General features: G+C 44.9%; 17 protein-coding genes and 2 pseudogenes. 3 read left to right on the top strand and 16 right to left on the bottom strand.

Translation table 11 applies throughout. The annotated features are described in order from the left end of the window. The 3 genes from DW904_RS20345 to DW904_RS20335 form a co-directional block, all read right to left on the bottom strand. Positions 1 to 1,782 (bottom strand): FctA domain-containing protein (locus tag DW904_RS20345; RefSeq protein ID WP_202187786.1); only part of this gene is annotated, 1,782 nt, incomplete at its 3' end. Between the two features lie 377 nt (positions 1,783 to 2,159). Beyond that, positions 2,160 to 3,320: a bacterial transcriptional activator domain-containing protein gene (locus tag DW904_RS20340; RefSeq protein ID WP_202187785.1), complete on the bottom strand. Its 1,161-nt coding sequence runs from the start codon at positions 3,318 to 3,320 to the stop codon at positions 2,160 to 2,162. A gap of 307 nt (positions 3,321 to 3,627) precedes the next feature. Continuing rightward, on the bottom strand, positions 3,628 to 3,864 hold the full coding sequence (locus tag DW904_RS20335; RefSeq protein ID WP_118583972.1) for a purine biosynthesis protein PurH: 237 nt from the start codon (positions 3,862 to 3,864) through the stop codon (positions 3,628 to 3,630). A 181-nt stretch (positions 3,865 to 4,045) separates the two neighbouring features. Between DW904_RS20335 and DW904_RS20330 the strand changes: the two genes are divergently transcribed. The 3 genes from DW904_RS20330 to DW904_RS20320 are packed head-to-tail and all read left to right on the top strand — an operon-like array spanning position 4,046 to position 6,406. Further along, positions 4,046 to 4,351: a polysaccharide pyruvyl transferase family protein gene (locus DW904_RS20330; protein WP_118583970.1), complete on the top strand. Its 306-nt coding sequence runs from the start codon at positions 4,046 to 4,048 to the stop codon at positions 4,349 to 4,351. Next, positions 4,306 to 5,130 (top strand): polysaccharide pyruvyl transferase family protein, encoded by an 825-nt coding sequence (locus tag DW904_RS20325; RefSeq protein WP_118583968.1) that lies wholly within the window; start codon positions 4,306 to 4,308, stop codon positions 5,128 to 5,130. Before DW904_RS20330 ends, DW904_RS20325 begins: the two co-directional genes overlap by 46 nt. A gap of 34 nt (positions 5,131 to 5,164) precedes the next feature. Then, on the top strand, positions 5,165 to 6,406 hold the full coding sequence (locus tag DW904_RS20320; protein WP_118583966.1) for a hypothetical protein: 1,242 nt from the start codon (positions 5,165 to 5,167) through the stop codon (positions 6,404 to 6,406). Positions 6,407 to 6,478: 72 nt separating this feature from the next. Here DW904_RS20320 and DW904_RS20315 read toward each other — a convergent pair whose 3' ends face one another. From DW904_RS20315 to DW904_RS20260, 13 genes and pseudogenes are all read right to left on the bottom strand, one after another. Beyond that, complete coding sequence (locus DW904_RS20315; protein WP_118583964.1) at positions 6,479 to 7,843, bottom strand: M20/M25/M40 family metallo-hydrolase; 1,365 nt, start codon at positions 7,841 to 7,843, stop codon at positions 6,479 to 6,481. 176 nt (positions 7,844 to 8,019) lie between these two features. Next, positions 8,020 to 9,024 (bottom strand): tRNA dihydrouridine synthase DusB, encoded by a 1,005-nt coding sequence (dusB, locus tag DW904_RS20310; RefSeq protein ID WP_330608469.1) that lies wholly within the window; start codon positions 9,022 to 9,024, stop codon positions 8,020 to 8,022. Positions 9,025 to 9,152: 128 nt separating this feature from the next. Continuing rightward, entirely contained in the window at positions 9,153 to 9,503 is a 351-nt protein-coding gene (locus DW904_RS20305) for a DUF6145 family protein (RefSeq protein ID WP_118583962.1), read from the bottom strand. 200 nt (positions 9,504 to 9,703) lie between these two features. Further along, on the bottom strand, positions 9,704 to 10,465 hold the full coding sequence (locus DW904_RS20300) for a biotin--[acetyl-CoA-carboxylase] ligase (RefSeq protein ID WP_243110506.1): 762 nt from the start codon (positions 10,463 to 10,465) through the stop codon (positions 9,704 to 9,706). Positions 10,466 to 10,512: 47 nt separating this feature from the next. Beyond that, a pseudogene (gene argF / locus DW904_RS20295) lies at positions 10,513 to 11,519 on the bottom strand (ornithine carbamoyltransferase). 17 nt (positions 11,520 to 11,536) lie between these two features. Beyond that, positions 11,537 to 12,478 (bottom strand): stomatin-like protein, encoded by a 942-nt coding sequence (locus DW904_RS20290; protein ID WP_187565826.1) that lies wholly within the window; start codon positions 12,476 to 12,478, stop codon positions 11,537 to 11,539. A gap of 1 nt (position 12,479) precedes the next feature. Then, the gene (locus tag DW904_RS20285) at positions 12,480 to 12,914 is read right to left on the bottom strand and encodes an NfeD family protein (protein WP_118583960.1); all 435 of its coding nucleotides are present in this window, start codon (positions 12,912 to 12,914) and stop codon (positions 12,480 to 12,482) included. A gap of 88 nt (positions 12,915 to 13,002) precedes the next feature. Beyond that, complete coding sequence (locus DW904_RS20280; protein ID WP_118583958.1) at positions 13,003 to 13,785, bottom strand: RNA methyltransferase; 783 nt, start codon at positions 13,783 to 13,785, stop codon at positions 13,003 to 13,005. Between the two features lie 15 nt (positions 13,786 to 13,800). Beyond that, on the bottom strand, positions 13,801 to 14,457 hold the full coding sequence (locus tag DW904_RS20275; protein WP_118583956.1) for a TrkA family potassium uptake protein: 657 nt from the start codon (positions 14,455 to 14,457) through the stop codon (positions 13,801 to 13,803). Positions 14,458 to 14,532: 75 nt separating this feature from the next. Next, the gene (locus tag DW904_RS24695) at positions 14,533 to 14,820 is read right to left on the bottom strand and encodes a potassium transporter TrkG (protein ID WP_279254411.1); all 288 of its coding nucleotides are present in this window, start codon (positions 14,818 to 14,820) and stop codon (positions 14,533 to 14,535) included. Between the two features lie 53 nt (positions 14,821 to 14,873). Then, positions 14,874 to 15,824 (bottom strand): potassium transporter TrkG, encoded by a 951-nt coding sequence (locus DW904_RS20270; protein WP_279254410.1) that lies wholly within the window; start codon positions 15,822 to 15,824, stop codon positions 14,874 to 14,876. Positions 15,825 to 16,121: 297 nt separating this feature from the next. After that, positions 16,122 to 17,111, bottom strand: a complete 990-nt coding sequence (gene pfkA / locus DW904_RS20265; RefSeq protein ID WP_118583954.1) for a 6-phosphofructokinase — start codon at positions 17,109 to 17,111, stop codon at positions 16,122 to 16,124. 206 nt (positions 17,112 to 17,317) lie between these two features. Next, positions 17,318 to 20,816 (bottom strand): annotated as a pseudogene (locus DW904_RS20260) (DNA polymerase III subunit alpha). Between the last annotated feature and the right edge of the window lie 191 nt (positions 20,817 to 21,007).

Raw genomic sequence — 21,007 nt, 5'->3', positions numbered from 1 at the left:
CGCAAGGGTATATTCGATTGCATCAAATGACACGCTTCCGTCTGCACCGTTCTGTTTCGTCTGCAGCTCGGTTCCCTTGCTGTCTTTCAGTACAAAGCTGTATTTTCCTTCTTCCAGCTGTTTTCCTTCCAGCTTCTTCTCTGCGGTCAGCACCAGGCTTCCGGCTGCTTCATATTTTGTATTAGTCACTACAACATTAGCAGTTTTGTTTCCTTCAACAGTAACCAGCCCACCACCAGTTACTACATATGGGAATGCTTCTCCCGTTGTAACTCCATTTCCATTTGCATCTGTTTCGGATACACGGTACTTGCCAGGTTCAAGGTTTTCAATGTTAATTGCATTTTCAACATTTGCACTGAATGTAATTGACCATACATCACTATTATTACTATTTTTTACAACATTGCCATTCTCATCACTTATTTTAAAATAGAATGTCTTTCCAACAAGATTTGTTCCTGCACCTGCAGCCTTTACAATTTTCAAATTACCCTTTTGTTCGATTGTTTCATTATTAAACGTAATTCCAGTTGTACCTGTTACTTTATTTTCTTCTGTACAGGCATTTACTGTATCGCCTTTATAATAAGTGGTTACTTTATTATATTCTGTTGTTGTAATATTGCCGGATGAAGTAACATTAGCAGTAACTACAATTTTTACGACATAAGACTGGGAATCCAGTGTGTACTCGCCACTCGTTGTTGCTGCTTTTCCAGTTTCAGTTATTCTATAATAGTAAGTTCCTTCCTTATTATATTTAATCGTACCAAAATCTACTTTTGCTCCATTATTTTCAACAGTTTTTGCAGAAATTGGTGTAGTTCCATTTGGTACATCTCCAATCTGCTCCAACCTAAATACAAATTTCTGGTCGACTGTTGGCGTGCTTCCATCTACAGTTTTGCTTACACTAAAAGATTCCTGTGCTGGCTTCTCAACATTTTCTGGTTTTGGAAGTTCTCCATATACACAGTGCCATTCTCCACCATTGTTAGTGAAACTATTAACTACAATCCAACCAGAAGAAGTTCCACCCAAACCAGTAACGGTTGCTTTTGGAGCAATAAATAAGCCAGCAGTTGCACTTGCAAAATCTATTTCTGTTGCTTGAGGCATATTAAAAATAATAGAACGGCAAAGCTTATCTACTGTCTGGTTAGATGTAGCGCTTGAAACTGAAACACCATCATTAACTAATTCAAATCTTTTAAGTGTTACTTTATTACTTGTTGGATAATTTAATACAACAACCTGATTAGACTTTTTCTTAATCTTAAGATCATCAATTCCATATTGAGCATAATTACTCATATCAAAGTAATATGTTCCAGCCTCACAGTTCTCAATATCTATGGTTTTAGAATTGGCTAAATTGTCAACAATATAGCCATTGCGATTACCAATTGTAGTAGACTTCTGTGATACATGATTAATCATAGAGTCTACATATGCATCCAATGTCTCCTTAGGATAAGTCTCAATAGTTCCTTTAACCTTAAAATTATTACGGTTTTCTTCAGGGCACCACAAAATATTGCTTTTACCATCCATTTCCAAAACTCCACCATTTGGAACAGATGCCACCAAATAAACTGCACCATTTTCGGTATAAGCACCAGTTGTAACATTGCCTGAAGCTCCATTAAGTACTTTGGTAGCAAAGTTTGAATCCATATGTGCCTGTTTATTCACAGTATTAGCAACAATACCAAAATAAACCGCATTTCCCAATATTTCTGTATAAGAAACAGACTCACCTGGCTCAAATTTTTGCACTGCCTTCTGCTTCCGCACTCTTCCCACCGTCGCCGCAAACGTCGTCACAGATGAATCAGCCATGATCATCACAAGAGCGAGAAACAGTGCCAGAAATCTTCTTAAATACCCATTCTTTTTCATAATGTCTCATTCCTTTCTTTGGATATGTAGATTTATTTTAACCGAATCGGGACTTATTTTCGGTTGCATGATAGATAGTATATGATTTTTAAATATATTCTATCACTTTGCCTCTTTCTCCAACTCTTTCATTTTCCGAAAGAGTTGCAAAAACGAGCGATTTCCTATGGCATTTTTAGCATTTTTCAAGTCTTTTCCATAAATCAGGAGCAAATGAGTTCATACTCATCACAAATCACATCGTAGACCATAATTTATCCCTCCATTTCACACATCTCTCCAATGGATGCCACATAGAAATCAACCTGAGTGAATTTCTTATCGCCAGAGAGCTTATTGAATTTTTTTGCAATTCGTTTGGAAACGATGGGGCAGTTCTCCTGGCTGATTTCGATCAGCATGACAATATACTGCCGGACATTGTATCTGGTGTAAAAATCACCTTTTCGTATGGATGACTGGATAGCCTGTCTGAGAAGTTCGGACTTTTCACGTTCCTTCTCCTCCGAAACATGATCCGCCTTATAGTCCAGTGTGCAAAGCATAACAAACACGGATAAACCGGAGCGCTCCACCATACGGCTGAATACATGATAGATATCAACAAAGCTAGGAAACGGACAGAAATATGCTCCTACTGCAGCCTCCTTTTCCCGAAGTCTTTCCTTGATATCGCTAAGGGCACCTGCTGCCTGTGAAGTCCGTTCTCCCATCAGCTTGAAACGCTTTAACAATCTCTCCGAAGGGGCCACTCCCATTTCATCGAATAAAAGCTTTTCGGTGTTTTGGTAAACTTCAAGGCCTTCCTTATATCGTGACATTCCGATCAGGCTGTCGATTTCCCAGACCTGCCACTCGTCAAAGGGATAAATTTCGGCGGCTCTGTGCGCCACTTTATGCAGATCTTCATACCGTTCATGCCCCTTCAGCCAGCGGCACAGCTCCTCTGTAACACGGAAGTACTCATCTCTGCACCGGACATTCTCCACAGCGACCCATTGCTCCCCGATCATATCCGGGAGAAATTCACCTTTATAAATTTTCCAGGCCTGCATCCAGAGATGGAGCTTGTCCTCTTCCCGTTTCTCCTTTTTTTCTTTCTCTATCAGTTTCCGGAACTCATTTACATCAACCTGAACTTCAATATTTCCGTCCCAACAGCACATTCCGGACTGGATATTTATGTATTTGCTATCTGGAAGTCCAATATCCTTCAGCTGTTTACGAAGTCTGAAAATGGTGTTGTTCAGGCTTCCGTTCTTATTCTCCACCTCAACTCTTCCATAAAGGGCATCTATCATAGCAGCTTTGGAAATTCCGCCGTCTTCGGTATGAAACATAAGCAGCTGAAAAAGCTGTGTAGTCTTCGATGCTTTATTTCGATCCAGTACCAGTTCTTTTCCCTTATATTCCAACGAAAAGGTTCCAAGCATGCGAACTTTAATACGTTTTTTTCCATATACTTTTCTCCATAACTAAAATAATTCTAGAACGTATTTATTGCAGACGTAATTAGCAATAGCCTTTTATTTCCTTATTAATTATAATACGACTTTTTTACATAATAACACCAGAATAAAAAAAGAACTATTAACATTTGGTTAAAAAAAGGCAGAAGTTTTCGTTACATGTACTGAAAACTTCTGCTCTTACTGCTTCTTTATTCTGTTACTTCGTACTGCCTCAATTCATATTTCAGTTTGGTGCCCTCTTTGATTTCTATTAGCAAAAGGACTCCGGGCACCGGCTTCTCACCGGCATGTCCTCGCTTTTTACGTATCTTGCGTTAAATTCCATATTGATCTGGCGAAGCTCTTTCTTCCCATCAATGTATTCCTGATACATCTCAGCCAGCCCTGCCATACAACCGTCGCAGTTCGCCTCAATATTTCCAAGGGATTCTGCAACAATCTTCTCCCGCTCCTCACGGGTAGTTTCTGCGATTAAATATCCCGCCATCTTTACGCCTCCACTTTCTCAGGTAAATTTCATTATCTCTATTATAGCGTACTCCTTAACAATTTCAACTTTAACTTCCATAACCACTTTAGAATTAATTGATAAATCCACCTGCAAAAACTGTTTATTTTCTCGTTTATGTGTTATATTATATCTACCTTATATTAGTCAGGAGGACTTTATGCAGAAAAAAAGAGTAGGTGTGATTACCTTCCATAACTACGACAATTACGGTGCCATCCTGCAGAGCTATGCGCTTCAGAAAAAGCTGCAAGAAATCGGCACTCAGCCGGAAATTATTGATTACCGCTGCGACTATATCAGCAATCCTTTCCGCCTTGTAAACCTGAAAAAGAAAGGACTTTTTAACTATATTACGGGGCAATCGGCCATATCTGCTACATTCCCCGCCGTTTCAAATGCAACAAATTCCGTAAGCATATGCGCTACAGCCAGCCTGTCATTCAGGGTAAAATGCAGCCGGTAGCTGGCAAATACGATATTTATATTGCTGGAAGCGACCAGATTTGGGATTACAAGCTTACCAATTTTGACACTACCTATTTCCTTGATTTTGTAAAAGAGGGAAAAAAGAAATGCAGCTATGCCGCAAGTATCGGTGAAAATCTTCCGCCGGAAGAATACCAGCAGAAATACAAAGAACTGCTTTCCGATTTTGATGAAATTCTGGTTCGTGAAGACTATGGGGCTGACATTGTAGAGAATCTCACAGAGAAGCGTCCTGAAGTGGTCTGCGATCCTACCCTTCTTCTCACTGCGGAAGAGTGGGATAAGCTTCTGGTTGAGCCAAAATATAAAGAAAAATACATTCTGGTTTACCAGCTGGGAATTAACAAAGAAATCGTAGACTTCGCCCGCCGACTCCACAATAAGACCGGCTACCGTATTGTATACATTCCTTTCCCATTAGTCGGACTTCTGAAATGTGACTGCAAGATCACAGTTGGTCCTGCAGAGTGGATGGGACTTTTCAAAAATGCAGAATATGTAGTTTCTGATTCTTTCCATGGTGTTGTTTTTGCCCTTATTTTTAACCGCAAATTCTTCGCCAAGGTAAACGGTCATCACATGAACCGCCGTGTTCAGCAGCTTCTTAATCTGGTGAAGCTTACCGATAGAACTATGGATGATGTTTCTTACGAGAAGCTTACCGAAGAAATTGATTTTACTTATGCAAATGAGCAGATTGCCCGCTTCCGTGAGCACTCTATGGAACAGCTGCGCCAGATGACATCTGAGGATTAAGCAGCGATTACCAATAAATGGAGATTTTTAGCAAATGAATAAAGAAAAAAATGTAAAAAAAGCCTTTTTATGGAATATGATCGGAAGTACCTGTTACTCAGGCTCCTCCTTTTTGTATCTCCTGGTGGTAACTCGTGTGTGTGGCGCACAGCTGGCAGGGTTTTATTCCTTAAGCTACGCTACTGCACAGCTGCTTCTGCAGGTGGGACGCTATGGTGTCCGCACCTATCAGGCCACGGATCTGGAGCACAAATATATTTTTTCCGAGTATAAGGTTTCCCGCATTATCACCTGTGCACTGATGATGCTGTTTGGAATTATTTACAGTTCCTTCAGCTTCAAAGGCGAATATATTATCATCAGCACTTTTATTATTATGATGAAGATGATTGATGCGGTGGAGGATGTTTTCCACGGAAATCTTCAGCAAAAGTACCATGTTGAGCAGATGGGAAAAATGCTGGCGGCGAGAAATCTGTATTCCGCAGTTTTTTTCACCGCTATGCTTATTATCACCAAGAACCTGTACTGCACCTGTGTTGCTACTTCTACAACCTCCCTTATTCTGTGTCTTATCATTAACTCACAGATGACCAGAAAATACGTTGGTCATGAAGAGGATGGACGCAAGCTTCAGATGTCTCATGTGTGGGAGTTACTTCGAACCTGTACCCCTATGTTTATCGGTACTTTTCTTTCCCTGCTGCTCTACAACATTCCAAAATACGCAATGGCTGGCGTTATGACAGATGAATATCAGACTTACTATAGCATTCTGTTTATGCCTTCTTTTGTGATTTCGCTGATGTGCGAGTTCGTGTTTAAGCCTACCATCACCACCATCGCAGAATTATGGTGGGAAAATAATGTGAAAAAGTTCACACTGTACATACTGCGGATCATTGGCATCATCCTGGTCTGCTGTGTAGCTGTTGTGGCTGGAGGGCATCTCATCGGTCGAACATTGCTGGAGATTATTTACGGCGTGGATCTTTCCCCATATAAGCTGCATTTCGTAGTTCTGCTTATCGGCGGAGGAATCAGCGCGGAAGTCTACATGATCTACAATATCCTTATCGCTATCCGCTGGGGAAAATGCCTGCTTCCAGTTTATTCCATAACCGCAATTATTACCATCGCAGCTGCCCGGATTCTGGTGCAGCAGTGGGGAATTATGGGCGCAGCATTGAATTATGTACTGTCCTGCTCCATTTTGTTTGTGCTGTTTACTTTGATTCTGGTTTATGTAATTCTTCGAAAAAAACATCAGAACTAATTCAGTTAATACAACATCCCCCGGAAGGGAAATGTCCGTTTATTGGGACTATTTTTTCCGAGGGATGTTTTTTTATTTTCCTTTCGGATTTATGCGTGGAAGCTGATACTCTCGTATATTTTCATAGCCCGATAACGCCAACAGCAACAGCAAGTCACGCTGTGGTCCTTTCCAGGATTCTACAGATTCGTACCATTCGTGGATGGTATGCTCTCCACCGCCTTTTCCTCCCCAGCCCACGGTGATGGCAGGAATTCCAAGACTGATGGGGATGTTGGCGTCTGTGCTGGCGGCACCGATGTACAGGGTTTCCATGCCAATGGCCTGATTTGCAGCATTTGCAGCCTGAACAATCTGGCAGGATTTTTCCTGGGTACCAGCAGGGCGCCTGCCCTTTTGTTCGAAGGTGACTGTAATGCGGTCATCTTCTGCTGAGTTTTCCCTGTCTCCATTATCAGCATTCACTGGCACTGCACCAGCTGTATCTCCCACACTGCTTTTCGCCGTCATATTATTGTCGTCAAGGGTTCCTGTACTCTCAGAACTTAAAGTTCCATATCCCCAGCGGGCGTTTTCCTCATTCACGGCTTCTTCTATTGCCTGGTGGAGTTTTGCAGATAATTTCTCAAGTTCCCCTGCATCCACAGAGCGCATATCCACCAGCATAGAACACTCTGCCGCGATTACATTTACAGACGTGCCGCCGTTTACTACGCCTACACTGAAAGTAGTTTTCGGATTCTTTGGTGTCTGGAAATCGCTGATTTTCGCAATAGCCCTTCCCATTGCGTGAATCGGGTTAGGAATTCCGAAGCCGGTGAAGCTGTGGCCACCGGTTCCGTGGAAAGTTACCAGATAGCGCTCGCTGCCCACTGCCTGGTAGATGATTCCGGAGGTGTTCTTATCATCAATGGAAACGAAACCATCATAGTGCCCTTCTGTATTTGCCATATTCTTAAACACATGCTTAATTCCCCTCAGGTCGCCAAGCCCTTCTTCACACACATTCGCACAGAACACAATATCTCCCTCGCCGCGAATTCCTGCAGCATTCATTGCTCTTGCAAGACTGAGAAGTTCTGCTACCGCCCTGGTATCGTCTCCGATTCCCGGACAGCTGTAGCGTTCGCCTTCTTTCTTCAAAGTAAGGTCTGTCTCCCTTGGGAAAACAGTGTCTGTATGTCCCGCAACCATAATTCGCGGTCCATTCCCAGTCCCTTTCCAGGTTCCCAGCACATTTCCCACCTCATCAACGTGCACATCTGAAAGACCGGCATCCACCATCTTCTTTCGGACATATTCCGCTTTCTCCCCTTCTTCATAGGAAGGCGCAGGAATCTGGCACATTTCCAGGTGCTCCTGCAAAGTTCTTTCATCATCTTCGCGCAGAAATTTTAATGCTTCCTGCACACCGTTATATTTCAGTAATTTATCCATAACCTTTTCCTTTCAACTATAGAAAAAGTCAGCAAGTTCCAGCCTTCCCAGCCCAAACCTCCTGACTCTCATACGTCTGATTATTATCTTTTTATCACCATACAGCGGTTTTCCACTCATCTGGTCAACACTACATTTGAAATGATTTTTTGCAGAATCGGATCCACTGAACATAATTATAATCTCTCCAGCAGCTTCTCCAGATCCGCATAACTCTCAATATTATTGGACTCCCTGCGAAGCCCTGCACTGTGGGGCATTCCGGCTGTATACCATGCCACATGCTTACGCATCTCCCGAATGCCGATAAACTCACCCTTCATCTCTATCTGCGCCCGCGCATGCTTCAGAATCATCGCTTTCACCTCGGCAAGAGAAGGTCTTGCCAGCTCTTCCCCTGTTGCAAAATAGTGATTCATCTCCCGAAATATCCATGGATTTCCTTCCACAGCACGCCCGATCATCACCGCATCACATCCGGTCTGCCGGAAAAGTTTCTCCGCCTTTTTCGGCGAATCCACATCCCCATTTCCAATCACCGGAATGGAAACTGCTTCTTTAACCCTGGCAATGGTCTCCCAGTCTGCTATCCCGGAATAATACTGCTGCCGTGTCCGTCCATGAACTGCAATAGCTGCTGCCCCGGCATCCTCCACGCGCTTTGCAATCTCCACAATATCCACCGGCTCATTCTCAAAACCGATACGAACTTTCACTGTCAATGGCTTCTGAATGGCAGAAGAAATGCTTTTCACAATCTTCACGATCAGCTCCGGATTTTTCAAAAGAGCTGAACCCTCACCGTTATTTACCACCTTCGGCACCGGGCATCCCATATTGATATCCAGAATGTCAAAAGGCTCCTCCTCGATTTCCTTCGCCACCTCCGTCATCAGCTCTGGCTCACTTCCAAAGAGCTGCATGGAAATAGGATGCTCCACCGGGTCGATTTCCATCAGAGCCCTGGTATTTTTGTTCTTATAGGAAATAGCCTTGGCACTGATCATCTCCATGCAGAGAAGCCCAGCGCCCTGCTCCTTGCAAAGCCTGCGAAAAGCCAGGTCGGTAACGCCCGCCATTGGTGCCAGGACGAACCGGTTAGGGATCTCTACATTTCCAACTTTCCACTTCATCTTCTTTGGAAGCTCATATCTCAACTTAGAATCTAAATTACTACTCATATCACCTTAATTACTTTCATATTTGATGTGTAACTATTCAATCCTTTCAACAATTACTCGCTTCGTGAACTCAAATGTCACATCTGATGAGCTGCTATTTTCCCTGTTTATCAGTTTATCCACACAGCTTACTCTTCTGTCTTCTCTTTATCCACATCTTCCCCAAGGAAGAACACACGATAATACATTTCCAGAGATTCCAGAAGCTCCTCTTTCTCCACACGCAGCTTTTTAATCTTCAGTGCACCGCCAATATCATCATAAAATCCATCAGCTTCCGTAGCCTCTGTTTTAAACTGCAGGTTTCCGTGATCATCAAATTCCAGTGTGAAAATTCCGCCAATCTCTTCTGTGAAAAGAACACACATGATCTGCAGTTCCTTCTTCACATGATCAGGCAGAGAATCAAAGTCTTTATTAAAGTAATATTTCTGTTCATAGGCGCTTGCGCCGCAAAGCACTACATTCTCCTGATACAATTAAGTCCCACCTTTCTGTTTTCATCTGTGTCAACAACATTTTCGCAAGTGATATGCCCCATTCACTGTAGGATTATCGCAATCAGTGGGGAATATCATTTGCGAAAATGTGCCTAAACAATAGCCTTACACATAGCTATACAGCCCGCGAACCGAAACCTCACCGGCGCTGACAGCTACAATCGTTCCATCAGTTTTCTCTACCAACAGCTCTCCGCCATCTGTAATCCCTCTGGCCACGCCTCGTACGGCTCTTTCGCCAGCACACGCACCGGCTGATTGTAATTAGCAAGAATACTTTCATATTCCTCTTTCAGCCCACTGAGGTCACAGGTCGCTGCAAATTTTTCATAGTATTCCTCAAAAGCTTCCATCACAAGCCCGGGAATCTGGCTTCTGTCAAATTCCTTGCCGCTCTCCAGATAAAGGGATGTAGCCTTGTCTGCCATCTCCTCCGGAAACTCTTTGATATTTACATTAATTCCCACTCCGATGACTGCATAGTCAATTTTTCCATCGCGAACCCCCATTTCGGTAAGGATTCCGCATATTTTTTTGTGGGAAACCACCACATCATTGGGCCATTTGATACTTACATCAAATCCAAGACTCTTCACTGCTTTCGCCACAGCCATACCCATTACAAGGGTAAGGGTTGGTGCATACTGAGGTTCAAATTTCGGTCTGAGAAGAATGCTCATCATAACCGACGTACCCTCTGGTACCTCCCAGGATCTGCCAAGTCTTCCTCTTCCTGCCGACTGAAATTCTGCCAGTGCAAGAGTTCCCTCTGATGCGCCTTCCTTCGCCAGACGCTTGATCCACAAATTGGTAGAATCTGTTTCTCTTGCAAAATGGACGGTTTTGCCCGCCCATTTTGTATGTATCTGATCTGCAATTGTGGTTTCGTTATAGATACCGTCTGTAACAATTTCTTCATATGATTCTTTTTCGGAAATCATTTCAGATACCCTTTCTTTCATTAATTCATTGTTATCTGGAAGCCGAATTATTTATTCTCAGGCTCTCCCAGTGTAGCAACCATAACCGCTTTAATGGTATGCATACGGTTCTCAGCCTCATCAAATACCTTAGAAGCCGGAGACTCGAATACTTCGTCTGTTACCTCCATGTCAGTCAGATTGAAGCGCTCACCCATTTCCTTTCCAATCTTTGTCTTAAGATCATGGAATGCTGGCAGACAGTGAAGGAAAATTGCTTTCTCCCCTGCATTCTTCATAACTGCAGATGTTACCTTGTATGGTGTCAGATCATGGATTCTCTCTTCCCATACTGCATCCGGCTCACCCATGGATACCCATACATCTGTGTAAATAACGTCTGCGTCCTTCGTTCCAGTCTCTACATCCTCTGTAAGAGTAATGGTTGCGCCGGACTCTGCTGCGTACTCTTTGCACTGAGCAACCAGCTCCTCATTCGGGAAATATTTCTTACTTGTGCAGGCTACGAAATGCATACCAAGCTTGGAGCAGGCTACCATCAGGGAGTTACCCATATTGTAACGGGCATCGCCCATGTAAACCAGCTTGATTCCTTTCAGATATCCGAAATGCTCACGAATGGTAAGCATATCTGCTAACATCTGTGTTGGATGATATTCGTTTGTCAGACCGTTCCAAACCGGAACTCCTGCATATTTTGCAAGATCTTCTACAATTTCCTGACCAAATCCACGGTACTCAATACCATCATACATTCTTCCAAGAACTCTCGCAGTATCTGCAATGCTCTCTTTCTTGCCGATCTGGGAGCCAGTTGGATCCAGATAGGTGCTTCCCATTCCAAGATCATGGGCTGCCACCTCGAAGGAACAACGTGTTCTGGTGCTGGTTTTCTCAAAGATCAGGCAATATTTTTGCCTTTGTAATACTCGGTAAGCTCACCGGCTTTTTTCTTTGCCTTTAACTCAGCGGATAAATCAAGAAGATACAGAATTTCCTCTGGTGTAAAGTCTTTCAGGGTCAAAAAATTTCTGCCTTTTAAGTTCATAATAATCCTCCTCTATCTTCCTCTTACTTTTCTTTATCCTTCTCATCCACAACAACTTCCTTCAAAGAAGCTGCCAGTCCTGCCAGGTTCTGGATCTCTGACGGGATAATAATCTTGGTAGATTTGCCGTCTGCCACTTTCGCAAGAGCTTCGAAGCTCTTCAGGGTAAGAACTGCATTGTCAGCACCTGCCTCCTTGATCATACGAAGACCTTCTGCATTCGCCTTCTGAACCTTCAGAACTGCCTCTGCCTGACCTTCTGCCTCTTTGATCATGCGCTCTTTCTGCGCTTCCGCGCGAAGGATAGCAGCCTGCTTCTCAGCTTCGGCATCAAGAATTGCAGATTCCTTTTTACCCTCTGCAACAAGGATGGTGGACTTCTTCTCACCTTCTGCGATCAGAATTGCCTCACGTCTCTCACGCTCTGCTTTCATCTGTTTCTCCATGGCTTCCTGAATAGCGGCCGGAGGAATGATATTTTTAAGCTCTACACGGTTTACCTTGATTCCCCATGGATCAGTTGCCACGTCAAGGGAAGCACGCATCTTGGTATTGATCACCTCACGTGAGGTCAGGGTTTCATCCAGTTCCATATCACCGATAATGTTACGCAATGTAGTCGCGGAAAGATTCTCGATAGCCATGATCGGATTCTCAACGCCGTATGCGTACAGCTTCGGGTCTGTGATCTGGAAAAATACAACAGTATCAATCTGCATGGTTACGTTATCTTTTGTGATAACCGGCTGTGGTGGGAAATCTACAACCTGCTCTTTCAGATTGACTTTTCTTGCCACACGCTCTACAAATGGAAGTTTGAAGTGTACGCCGGTTCCCCATGTTGCCTGGTAAGCGCCTAAACGCTCAAGTACGATCGCATATGCCTGGGGTACGATGCGGATGCAGGATGCCAAGATCCACAGCACCAGAATAATGACGATCAGCAAAAATAAGATACTTCCCATATTACGCCTCCTTTGACTCCACGATCAATTTAACGCCGTGGACTGCTTTTATGATTACTACAGTGTCAACCGGAATTGTTACGCTGTCATCGGATGTCCGGGCCATCCATTCAATGTCATTGATGCGGACCTGACCTGTCTGGGCCAGATTATTGATCTTCTGGATCACGACAGCCTTTTTTCCAAGAAGACCTTCCACATTTGTTTTCTCTGTGTCTTTTCTCATAAGCTTCAGAGCTGCCGGTCTTGTAAAAAACAGCAGCACCAGTGAAACACAGAAAAACAGAAGAAGCTGCGGCACGATTCCCATTCCAATGCCGGCTGCAATAGCGGCAGCAAGTGCGCCTCCTGCAAACCAGATCGTAGTAAGTGCCGTGGTAAGCCCTTCAATAACCAGAAGCACAGCCAGGACTCCCAGCCAGATAATTGGTTCCATAAGACTCCCCCTTTCAGATAAGCGATTGTCAAAATCTGCCATACGTCATCAGATATACTTCAGCAGACAGATTCCAGATCAGCTAACCCTACCGTCTCTGCCTTGCAGCCTCATACATCAAAATTCCTGCAGCCATAGCTGCATTCAAGGACTCCACCTTGCCGCACATGGGGATCCGGATGAGACAATCAGCAGCTTCTGCTGCCTCTTCCGTCAACCCGTTTCCTTCATTTCCAATAAGAAATGCTGTGCCGCCCTGATAATCCTCCTGATCATAGGAATTTTTTCCTTTCAGGTGGGCTGCAAAGGTACGGATACCTTTTTGCTCCAGTTCCGCTTTTAATGATACCACATCCTCCACATATAGGAAAGGCATTCTGTAAACAGATCCCATTGTTGAGCGGATGACCTTTGGATTGGTAATGTCTACGCAGGTTTTCGTAAGAAAAACACCGGAAACACCAGCACCCTCACCTGTTCGGAAAATAGTCCCTGCATTTCCCGGATCCTGAAGATCCTCAAGAACCATTACCAAAGGAGCATCTCCTTTTAAAATATCTTCCACAGTCCACACCGGTTTCTTCAGAACTGTAAGAATTCCCTGTGGAGTCCTGGTATCACACATCTGGCGGAAAACATTATCTGCCACGATTTCTCTTTTTTCTTCCGGAAGCTCCATGACCTGCTTCATCAGGGACTCATCTGCAGTCAGGGATTCTGTCACATAAACCCTGGAAATCCAGTCCTTTGGAGCTTCCCCGAACATTTTCCGTCCCTCAGCCACAAACAACCCCTGTTCCCTGCGGGCCTTGGCCTTCTGGTTTAACTGTATGATATTTTTTACCTGTGTATTATTTGCACTGGTTATCATAAATTATCCTCCCTGTTACAGCGGCTTTCGGAATTTATTCAAATCCTCGTTCTTTCCTACTGCAACCAGAATACAACCCGCTTCCAGCTTCTCCGCAGGATTCAGGTTTACATTTACAGAATCTCCATGCTTCACTGCAACCAGATTTATATGATGCTGCTCACGGAGCCTGATCTCTGAAAGACTTTTCCCCACCCATTCACCCGGGATCCGGAATTCTGCCATACTGAACTCCGTAGAAAGCTCAAACACATCCTCAAATCCACTGGCTGTAAAATTACGGGCAACGCGGATTCCCATAGAACGCTCCGGATATATTACCTGATCAGCACCAATTTTCTCCAGGATCCGGCCATGAAGGGAATTCATTGCCTTCGCCAGAACAAGCGGGACGCCCAGGTCCTTCACCTGCATGGTAGCTGTAATACTGGCTTCCATATTTTCTGCAACCGCAATAATCGCAACGTCTACGTTCTGCACGCCCAGGGATTTCAGAATTCCAGGCTCGCGCACATCTGCACGAACTGCATAAGTGACAGTATCTGCAATTTCCTGAATATTCTCATCTTTATCATCAATTGCCAAAACATCATAATCTGCATTCGCAAGCTCTTTCGCCAGGGTCATTCCAAACTGCCCCAATCCAATGACTGCAAAGGATTTTCCGCTCATTCTAATCTCCTTTAAAATCTGCTATGAAAGCAACGGACTTTCATGCGGGATAATGTCGTCCACAGACGCCATTTTCTATCCTATCATAATATTCTCTTCTGCCAGATGTACATCTTTAGTTCGCTTCTGCGCACGGGATACAACTGCCGCGCCCAGTGTCAGCGGACCGATTCTTCCAAGATACATGGTAAAAATAACGATCCATTTGGCCGGTGTATTCAGGACCGCGGTCAGTCCTCTGGAAAGACCTACGGTTCCAATTGCAGAAGTAAGCTCATACAGCACATCCACAAAAGGTGCATCCGGCATAATTGCAAAAATCCCCAGCACGGAAATAAGCAGCACACTAACCGCCATTCCCACAACTACCTGCGCAGAACGGATATAACTGCTGCGAATCTTTCTCCCATAAACCTCTACATCTTTTTTTCCCCGAGGTTGGCAATAATACTCAGCACAAGCACTGCAAGTGTAGTCGTCTTCACTCCGCCGGCAGTCCCCATAGGAGAACCTCCAACCAGCATAAGAAACAAACAGATTATTACGCTTCCGCTGGTCAGTGCCCCCTGATCAATTGTAAAAAATCCTGCAGTTCTTGTGGTCACAGACTGAAATGCCGCTGCCATCAGCTTCTGTCCAAAGGACAGACTTCCCAGTGTGTCCGGGTTCTTATACTCAAACAGTAAAATACAGATTGTCCCACCAAGGAGCAAAATCCCGGTTGTAGTCAAAACCAGCTTGCTCTGCAGACGAAGGGTCCGGAATAATCTGCCAGGAGAAAGCTTCTTCTGAAAAACCAGCTTTATTCTTTTTCCAAGATCCCACCATACGTTAAAGCCAAGTCCAGAAGCAATAATTAATCCCATCGTTGTCACATTCACCAGAGGATTGGTTACATAGTCTGCCAGACTGTTCTCTCCCAAGAGATCGATTCCTGCGTTGCAAAAGGCTGAAACTGCTGTAAAAGCAGCCTGCCCCAGACCTTTCACCAGTCCAAGCTCTGGTACAAAGCAGAATGCATAGCCGACGGCTCCGATTCCTTCCGCTGCAAATACGCAGAGAACCACTTTTCTCACCACTGTTACCAGACCGGACATCTGCTCCAGATTATAGGATTCCTGGATCATTCTGCGGTTCTTCAGACTGATCTTCTTATTCAGGGAAATAAAAATAATGCTGGCAAGAGCGATCAGACCAATTCCGCCAATCTGGATCAGCAAAAGGATCACCAGCTTGCCGATCAGGCTCCAGTGCGTGGCTGTGGTCACAGTCACAAGACCGGTTACACATACACAGGTGGTGGCTGTAAACATAGCATCGGAGAACGAAGTGGTCTGGCCTGCTGCCGTACAGAAAGGCAGCCACAAAATTAATCCTCCTACAAAAATTACCCCCGCAAAGCTGAGGGTAATAATCTGTGCCGTATTCAGTTTATGCAATTTATATTGCAGGTTTTGAATGAACATAAGCTTCCTTTATGTCACTGCCCCTCAGCATCTTTCGCAAAATACTCTGCTGTAGAATGTCAGGAACAATGACTCTTTTATAATTACGGTTCACCTGACGCTGACACATAGCTCAAAGGATTTCTGCAAAACGTGTATCACAGACTGCAAAACCCAATCGGAGATATGCTCTGAGACAAGTGAACCGTATTATCACTGTTATTTCCTATAGTTATGAGAAAGGGACTCACAAACCTCCCACATATATGGAGTGACGCTCTTCTCCATTGCAAGAGCTTCATTGATATCGAAATCAACGAAATCACCATGGCGGTATCCAACAACACGGCTCTTCTTGCCTTCCAGAAGAAGGTCTACTGCCATAGCACCCATCATGGATGCATATACACGGTCTTTACATGTTGGGCTTCCACCACGCTGCATGTGACCAAGGATAGTAGCACGTGTCTCGATTCCTGTAGCAGCCTCGATACGAGTTGCCATAGCCTGTGAATGACCGATACCCTCTGCATTGATGATGATGTGGTGTTTTTTACCCATCTTACGGCTCTCAATAATGTTATTGATCAGCTTCTGCTCATCATAGTCATACTTCTCAGGGATCAGAACATCCTCTGCTCCATTGGCAATGCCGCACCACAGTGCAAGCCAGCCGGCTCCACGTCCCATAACCTCGATGATACTGCATCTCTCATGGGAAGTAGATGTATCACGAACCTTGTCAATTGCTTCCATAGCTGTATTAACAGCGGTATCAAAACCAATGGTGTACTCTGTACATGCAATGTCAAGGTCGATGGTTCCTGGAATTCCGATTGTGTTGATTCCAAGGTTGGCAAGCTTCTGGGCTCCGGCAAAGGAACCGTCTCCACCGATTACAACAAGTCCGTCAATACCGTGCTTGCGGCAGATCTCTGCACCACGCTGCTGTCCTTCCGCTGTGCGGAACTCGGCACATCTTGCAGTGTAAAGAATTGTACCACCACGCTCGATGGTGTCGGATACATCTCTTGCTGTCATATCGATGATCTCTTCGTTTAAAAGGCCGTTATAGCCCTTCTGGATACCTTTTACTTTAAGTCCGCTGGAAAGTCCACGTCTTACAACTGCACGGATTGCAGCGTTCATTCCAGGAGCGTCACCGCCGCTGGTAAGGACACCAATGGTCTTAACTTTGTTTTCTGCCATAATAATCTCCTCCATCTTATGAATCGTCGGGAGCTGTGTCTCCATTTTCAGTGGAAACGCCCTCGTTTTTCTATACACATATTCAGCATTAGTTTATAGCATTTTCAAAGGTTTTTCAAGACTCTTTCCTTAAGTAATTGCCGAAATTACACTCTGTTTTCCGTGATTTTACCATAATTTTCCATATACCTGTCTGATTCTTCACTTTAAAGCGTTTTCAGAGCTCTTTCTACAACCCGGACATTGCCTTCACCATATTTTTTACTCATCTGTGCAAGCCATTCATCCTGCAGATTTACATGGTATGCAGCAGACAGTTTTTTCATTGCTTTTACATCCTTCAGATAAATTACAACGCTGTCCGTTCCCTGGGATTTCCGTAAGTCTTCCAGCAATTCTTTTTCCCTCTGGCTGTAATCCTCCTTGCTTTCAAACTGCAGCCAAAGCTCTCTTGGAATATCAGAAAAGGCACGGACCTTTTCCAGGATCAGTTTGCTGGCCTTGTCATCCTCGGCAGATACGCGTCCCTGGATGAATACCCTGGCGTCCTCATTGATCATATTCTGCCATTTCTCGTAATCTCTTGGGAAAACCATGACTTCCACAGTTCCAACCAGATCCTCCACGGTAAGGAACGCCATCACTTTGTTTGTTTTGGTATACTTCACGTTTTTCTCTGTGATCATTCCTCCTATGATGACTTTCTGATTGTCCCGTACTTTTGACTCATCCGGTTCACCGCCTTCACGGTCATCTTCATCTGATGGCTGAAAATCAATCGTTCTTGCGGAAATCATTTTCTCCATTATATTACGGTAGCGATCCAGAGGATGACCGCTCAGGTATATGCCAAGGACTTCTTTTTCATAGGACAGAACCGTCTCTTTGTCATATTCTTCCAGATTCGGCATGCGGATTTCAAATTCTTTTTTTTCATCTTCGCTGGCAATGTCGAATAAGCTGAGCTGCCCTGCCATAGACTGCTTCTTGTTTCGGGAAATGTCATCTACGATCTGACCAAAAACGACCATCTTCTGATGACGGTTTCCTTCCAGACAATCCAGAGCACCGGCCTTGATAAAGTTCTCAATAGCACGCTTGTTCACAGCTTCCATATTCCGCTCAATAAAGTTCTTCACGGAAAGGTACTCGCCATGTTCTTTTCTCTCTGCAACAATAGCCTCGATGACCGGACGGCCTACGCTCTTGATTGCGGAAAGTGCATAGAGGATCGAGCCTCCTGATACAGAAAAACCATACTCGCCTTTGTTGATGTCCGGCGGCAAGATCGGAATATTCATCTGGCGGCAGACCTGAATATACTCGGCAACCTTGGTAGGCTTGTCGATTACGGAGGTCATCAGCGCAGCCATATATTCTACCGGATAATAGTATTTCAGAAAGGCAGTCTGATACGTAACATAGGCGTATGCCGCAGCATGGGATTTGTTAAATGCATACTGTGCAAAATCGATCATTTCATCGTAGATCTTATTTGCAATTTTCTCATCAATTCCATTTTTAATACAGCCGGGAACACCTTCCGCTTCGTTTCCATAGACAAAAGCCTGGCGTTCTTTTTCCATAACGTTAAGTTTCTTCTTGGACATGGCCCGGCGGAGAAGGTCACTTCGTCCCAGGGTAAATCCTGCAAGGCTCTGTACGATCTGCATAACCTGCTCCTGGTACACAATACACCCGTGGGTGGCCTCAGAATCGGCTCCAGCTGCGGACAGTCGTAGTGGATGGTGTCCGGACGGTTCTTGCCGCGGATATACTGGGGAATAAAGTCCATAGGGCCTGGGCGGTACAGGGAAATTCCGGCGATTACATCCTCAAGGCTATGTGGCTTCAGTTCTTTCATGAATCCTTTCATTCCGCCGCTTTCCAGCTGGAACACACCGTCAGTACGACCTGTTCCAAGAGAATCCAGCACTTTCTGGTCATTATAATCTATCTTTTGCATATCAAGGGATATGCCGTAATTTTTCTTTACATTTTTTACTGCGTTGTTGATTACAGTCAGGGTTCGAAGGCCAAGGAAATCCATTTTCAAAAGTCCCAGCTCCTCAAGAGTTGTCATGACAAACTGGGTGACGATGGTTCCGTCCTGCGCGCGTGAAAGGGGCACATACTCGGAGACGTCTTTCTGGCTGATTACAACTCCGGCAGCGTGCATGGAGGTATGTCTTGGAAGACCTTCCAGACGTTTAGCCATGTCAATCAAATGATGCACATCCGGCTGCTCGTCGTATGCTTTTTTCAGTTCCGGGTTTACTTCCATGGCTTTATCAATTGTGACAAGCTTCACATTCGGTATTTTGGCAGGAACCATTTTCGCAATGGAGTCTACCTGGGCATATGGCATATCGAGGACACGGCCTACATCACGGATAACACCGCGGGCTGCCAAAGTACCGAATGTAACAATCTGAACCACACAGTCTTTGCCGTATTTCCGTACAACATAGTCGATTACTTCCTGTCTTCGCTCAAATCCGAAATCCACGTCAATATCAGGCATGGATACTCGCTCCGGATTCAGGAAACGTTCAAACAGAAGGTCATATTTGATTGGATCAAGTAAGGTGATTCCAAGGGTATATGCAACAATACTTCCGGCTGCGGAGCCTCGTCCGGGGCCTACTTCAATGCCATTACTGCGGGCATAATGGATGAAATCCCACACAATGAGGAAGTAGTCAACATAGCCCATATTTTTGATAGTGTTCAGCTCGTATTCCAGTCGCTCCCGTAGCTCTGGGGTAACCGGATCGTACAGGCGCTCCAGACCTTCGAAGCAGAGCTTATTCAGGTATTCCCAGGAGGTGTAGCCTCGGGAACGTCGAATCTTGGCAGCTTGGTAACTCCGAATTCAATTTCTACGTGGCAGCGCTCTGCTATTTTATGTGTGTTCTCCAAGGCTTCCAGTGCATATGGGAAAAGTGCCGCCATTTCCTGCTCGGATTTCACGTAGTACTGACCGCCTTCGTAGCGCATACGGTCTGTATCGGACAGCTTCTTCCCTGTCTGGAGACACAGAAGAATGTCGTGAGGATCAGCATCTTCTTTGTAGGTGTAATGAATATCGTTAGTGGCTACCAGGTCAATTCCAGTCTCCTGGTGCATGCGCAGAAGCTGCTGGTTTACATTCTGCTGTTCCGGAATTCCATGATCCTGAAGCTCCAGGAAAAAATTGCCTTCGCCGAAAATTTCCTGATAGCGGAGGGCCGCCTTCTTAGCGTCCGGGTACATTCCTCTGTTAAGGAACCGGGCTACTTCACCGGCCAGGCAGGCGCTCAGCGCGATGAGGCCTTCGTGATATTCCCGGAGAAGCTCCAGGTCTACTCGTGGTTTATAGTAAAAGCCTTCTTTAAAGCTTTTGGATACAATTTTCATAAGGTTCTGGTAGCCCTGATTGTTCTCGGCAAGAAGTACCAGATGGTAGTAACGGTCGTCGCCACTGCCGATCTCGCGGTCGAAGCGGGAACCAGGGGCTACATAGACTTCGCAGCCAAGGATTGGATTGATTCCGGCTGCTTTCGCTGCCCGGTAAAAATCGATGACGCCGTACATGACCCCATGGTCTGTGATGGCCGCGCTGTCCATCCCAAGCTCCTTTACACGGGCAACATATTCTTTTATTTTATTGGAACCGTCCAGCAGGGAGTATTCGGTGTGGACGTGGAGGTGGGTAAAAGCCATTGTGTGTCTCCTTCTTCGCAAATTTTCTATTTAGTGTGTTGGGAGGGTGAAAAGTTTTTCAGGAGGGACGCATTTGGGCAATGTGTATTACTCACTCGCCGGCGCAACGCTCCAGCGAACTAATCGCTAACTGCGACTAATGCGTTCGGGAGAGCCCTCACGCATAAGTCTCCGTAAGCGCTGGATTTCGC

The sequence above is a fragment of the Ruminococcus sp. AM42-11 genome (assembly GCF_003480145.1).
Classification (GTDB): domain Bacteria; phylum Bacillota; class Clostridia; order Lachnospirales; family Lachnospiraceae; genus Blautia_A; species Blautia_A faecis.
This window is presented reverse-complemented; position numbering and strand designations above follow the sequence as displayed.